The sequence below is a fragment of the Chitinophaga sp. CCNWYY40 genome, assembly GCF_037483205.1.
Lineage (GTDB): Bacteria > Bacteroidota > Bacteroidia > Chitinophagales > Chitinophagaceae > Chitinophaga > Chitinophaga ginsengisegetis.
In genome coordinates this window covers 1-5,519 of the sequence record NZ_JBBHLF010000016.1, presented here as the reverse complement: position 1 = coordinate 5,519, position 5,519 = coordinate 1, and the positions used below count along the sequence as shown (strand labels likewise).

General features: G+C 48.8%; 1 protein-coding gene. It reads right to left on the bottom strand.

The window, feature by feature from the left end:
- On the bottom strand, positions 1–5,519 hold a 5,519-nt coding region (locus V7S65_RS32150; RefSeq protein ID WP_339547038.1), incomplete at both ends, for an amino acid adenylation domain-containing protein.

The following is a 5,519-nucleotide window of genomic DNA, read 5'->3' as shown; positions in this document are numbered from 1 at the left end:
TGTTCCAGGTGGGCGCGGTTTACTGCTACACGGCTGCTTAACAACACCGACTGGTTATAATGATGCTTGTGCGCATAGTTGCCGGCCAGGAACCAGCGCTGTACAGGCATCAGCCCCACAGGGCCTTTCACAACGGTCTGCACGCCGACTGTTTCCTGGTTCAGGGATTGTACTTTCCTGGCCAGATCTTCCAATACCGGATATTTTAATACATCTCCCACCTTTACGGCATATCCCCGTTGTTTCAACTGGCTGGCCAGCAAAATAGCTTTAATGGAATCTCCCCCCTGGTCAAAAAAGCTAAAGCGCACGCTTTTGATTTCTTCCGATTTCAGCACCCGCTGGTATACTTCCAGTAACACCTGCTCTACCTCATTCCTGGGCGCTATTATTTCTTCCGCCACCTCTTGCTTTACCACTTCAAGCGACAATGCATTTCTATCTACCTTTCCATTCGCCATTAAAGGCAGCGTATCGAGCTGTATAAAATAATGCGGTATCATATAAGCCGGCAATATCTCCTTCAGCAAGGATTTCAGCGTTTCTCCGGCTAATTTATCCTCCGCTGTAAAATATGCCGCCAGGGTTTTATCGTCCCCGGTGGTTGTTCGTATGGCGACTACCGCTGATTGAATGCCCTTTAGTTGCTGCAATGCAAATTCGATTTCTCCCAGCTCAATTCTGTAGCCGTTTATTTTTACCTGGTCATCTATACGGCCGATGTACTCCACATCCCCGTTTGCCAGCCACCGGGCATAGTCGCCGGTACGGTATACGCGCGCTCCTGCTATAAACGGATCTTCAATAAATTTTTCTGTTGTCAGTGCCGGTTTATTCAGGTAACCTTTGGCCAGTCCGGCACCTCCGATATGCAATTCGCCGGGTACCCCCACCGGGCAAAGCTGTTGTGCTTCATTCAGGATATAGATCCTCGAATGAGAGTAAGGTACTCCAATGGGAACTTTCGTATAGTCACGCGCCAGGTCTACCTTGTGCGTCAGCACGCCAATGGTAGCCTCGGTAGGACCATAATGATTAAATACCTGTCCCTGGTAACCTGCCAACCGCAGTTGCCGGATCACTTTAGGCGGCAACGCTTCTCCTCCCCATATCAACACCTTTACCGGCAAAATAAAGATCTGCTGTTCCGCATAGGATGTCCATAAAGAAGGGAATATTTTAATTCCGTCAATGGTATGTTCTTCAAGATATTTTACCAGGGCATGGGTATCGAACAATATTTTATCTGTGAGAATATGTACGGAAGCACCAAGTACCAATGAAGAAAATAAAATGGAATGATAAGCATCTGCCGCCAGGGAAGCCAGGATAGCAAAAGAAGTACAAGTAGAAAGCACAGTTCTGGGAATGATACCACCAATGTGGTCGGTCAGCGATGCATGCGTGATCATGACTCCTTTAGGCCTTCCGGTTGATCCGGATGTATAGATAACATACGCCAGTTGTCCGTCCGCAACCACCTCATCCGGCGCCTCCCCTGGCATAGCGGCGATCAATGGTTCGTATTCCTGCAGGTCAATAAACTCCGTATGCTCCCGTACTATCCGGCGCATCGTGTTATCCCCGATCACAGCTTTACAACCGGTATCTTCCAGTATATACCTGATCCTTTCTTCCGGAAATGCAGGATCAACAGGTACAAAAGCAGCACCCGCCTTCATAATTCCCAGAAACCCTACAATCAGCTCCAGCGACTTTACAGCGGCAATCACCACCCTGTCTTCCTTTCCTACCCCCCTGCTTTTCAGATAGTGCGCCAGTTGATTGGCCTGCCTGCTTAACGCGCGGTAAGTAAGTTGTTCCCCATTACATACCACCGCCACTTTATCAGGCACGGCCGCTGCCTGCTCTTCAAACAGGTCTATCACCGTTTTACCTGTAAGTGGCAAAGCATCTGTTACGATGTTAAATGTTTCGAGTAACTGCTGCTTTTCGGCAACTGTTAAATATTCCTGCTGATTCACCGGTAACGCCGGATGCTGTATCAATGCCTGTAACAATTCTTTATAGTGGCTAAACATCCTGCTGATATCTGCTTTATCGTAGATATCCTGGTTGTATTTCAGCTCCATATACAGGGTCCCCTCGATTTCGCTGCAACTAAGATGCAGGTCGAATTTAACGGCTACAGGGCCTTCTTCTTTTATCACATCGGTGTGGCTCAGATCATAATTTTCATACAAACTGTTTTCCTTTTGGCTCTGCAGTGTGAGCATCACATCAAACAGCGGGGAATGTGACCGGTTGCGGTGCAGATCCAGTTCATCCACCAGGCGATCAAACGGATAGGATTGATATTCGTAGGCAGTGAGTGTATTTTTACGGATGTGCTGCAACAGGTCTGCAAAGCTATCCTGTCCGCTGAAGCGCGTACGCAATGCCACCGTATTCATGTAAAACCCGATCTGATCGTCCAGCGCGGCATGTTCCCTGCCGGCAACCGGGCTGCCGATGATAATATCTTCCTGACCGGTATACCTGTACAACAATACCTTCAGTGCTCCCAGCAATCCCATAAACAGCGTGGCTTTATTTTCGCGGCAAAGGGCTTTCAACGAAGCGGTGAGTGCTTCACTGAGTATGGAGGACAGGCAGTACCCGTTGTCTGTTAAAATAAGCGGCCTCGGTTTGCTGACAGGCAACTGTAACACCGGCAGACTGCCGCTGAACTGCGACTGCCAATATTCTTTATGAGGTTGATAGCTACCTGACTGCAGTTGCTGCTGCTGCCAGGTAGCAAAATCTTTATACTGTATGGAAAGCGGGGCAGGTATTACTTTTTCGCCACGGGCACACGCATCATAGTAACGCATGATTTCTTCCTTCAGCACTTCCATCGACCAGCCATCACTGATAATGTGGTGCATGGTATAATGGAAAATATAACGGTTCTCCGATAACCTTATCAATCCTGCCCTTAACAGGGGGAAACTATTGAGATCAAATACATGGCCGGAGAAGGTGGTTATCAGCGCCTCTGCAGCGCTGACAGGTTGCCCTTCCAGGTTGTCATAATTCAACTTGAAAGAAACGTCCGCCGGATCCAGGATTACCTGCCGCAATTCGTCGGAAGCATCCTGCCGGAAAACAGTCCTCAATATTTCATGACGCTGTATTATAAGCAGGATAGCTGTTTCGAGATGTGCTGGTTTATAATCCCCATTCAGTTCCAGTTGCCCCGACAGGTAATAAGCCCTTGATCTGTCTTCCAGCTGGCTGAGCACCCAAACACGCCGTTGCCCGTCAGACACTGCATAATCAGGTGCAGGTGATACCGGCGTGATCACACGGTAGGCGGTTCTCAGCGGCGTAGATAACAGCAGGGCGTGAGACGCGATCGTTGTGTGGTGAAAAAGTGCCTGTACCTGTAACTTCACGTCAAACTGCTGCACGTAATGATTTACCAGCTGCACTACTTTTAAGCTATGTCCACCCAACATAAAAAAATCGTCTGTTACACTGAGCGGCGCAGCTGTTTTCAGCACCTCTTCCCAGATACGCGCAACAGCAGCTTCCGCTTCATTACGCGGCGCTATATATTCCACCGGTGTTATTACTCCGGGAGCTGGTAACGCTTTGCGGTTTACTTTCCCGCTTGGTGTCAGCGGAAATTCATCCAGCTGCATGAAGTAACCGGGTACCATATATTCCGGCAGTTTAAGCAACAACTGCTGACGTAATGAGGACAGGTCCAGCGCCGATTCACTGGTAAAATATGCTGCCAGCACACGTTCGCCGGATGCACCTGTGTATACGGTTACTATGGCGTTACCAACACCTTCCAGGTTTTGCAACGCCTGTTCCACTTCCCCCAGCTCTATGCGGTAACCACGTAGCTTCACCTGGTTGTCGGTCCTGCCAAGATATTCTATATTACCATCCGGTAGCCAGCGGGCCAGATCGCCGGTGCGGTATAACCGTTCTTCCAACGCAGGATGCGTCACAAACTTTTCAGCAGTAAGCGCCGGCCGCTGATGATAGCCACGGGCCAGCTGTATACCACCAATATGCAATTCGCCGGCAACGTCCACCGGCACCAGCTGTGCATGAGTATCCAGAATATATAAACGGGTATTGGCTACCGGTTTCCCGATAGGCACTTTATCAATACCCGCAACCGTGTTATAGTAACTCACATCTATCGATGCCTCCGTAGGGCCGTACAGGTTATACAACGGTACGTTGCTGTTTGCATACCAGGCCCCTACCGTAGCCGCGGGAAGCGCCTCTCCGCTGGTAAATAACCGTTTCAGGCTCACCAGCGCTGAAATGTCAGTCTGTTCTAAAAAGTTCTGCAATAATACCGGCACAAAATGCATCGTGGTCACCTGCCGGGTTTGTATCAAAGCAGCCAGCCGTGCCGGTGCGTATACCGCTTCATCATCACTCAATACCATCCTGCACCCCCAGCATAACGGCAGGAATAGTTCCCATACCGATACATCAAAAGTAAAAGTGGTTTTCTGCAGAATAATATCGGACGTGGTAAAACCATATTGCCTCCACATCCATTCAAGGCGATTCACCAGCCCGCGATGTTCCAGCATACAGCCTTTCGGTTCACCAGTGGAACCAGAAGTATACAATACATAAGCCAGCTGATCGTCCTGCACTGCGTGATAATAACCAGGATCATACACACCCGCATCCTGCCGGAAAGCAGCGAGCAGTGTTTCATCAATACAGGTTTTATAGCCGCTGTCTTTCGCGATATAGTCCTGGCGCTCCTGCGGATGGGAAGGATCTACAGGTACATAGGCGCATCCCGCTTTTAATACTGCCAGCAGGGAAATGACCAGCCATTCACTCCGTTGTACCTTTATCCCTACCAGGTCTTCTGCCGACAGGTGATAATGCGTATGCAGGTAATCCGCCAAACGGCCGGACCATTCATCCAATTCCCGGTAAGTGAAATGACGATCAACATATACCAGTGCAATGGCATCCGGCTGTAATGTTACCTGCCGGAGGAATAATTCCGGCAGTGTAGCTCCCTGTTCATATACAACAGCGGTATCATTGAAAGTATACAACAGCAAATGCTGTTCTTCTGCCGATAAATAATTGTGCGTATGAATAGCGGTTGCCGGATCGGATACCAGCAGCGATAATAATTTTTTAAAGTGATGAAGCAACCGGACAATGCCTGTTTTTTCGTAGATCGCGGTATTAAATTCCACCTGCATATACAGGCCATCTTCCTGCTCCGCGAAGGTGAACAAAAGGTCCAGCTTTACATCCTGATTTCCTTTTTCAATAATATTTTCTGTGAGATGATCTGACTGTTGTTGCTCCTGTTGCTGATTCTGTAACACCATCATTACGTCAAACAGCGCTGAACGACTGGTATCACGTTTCAATTTAAGATCATCCACCAACCGGTCAAACGGATAGGACTGATGGTCATAGGCTGCCAGTGTAGTGCTGCGGATATGTGATAACAGCGAGAGAAAATTATCTCCGCCGCTGAAGCGGCTACGCAACGCTACCGTGTTCAG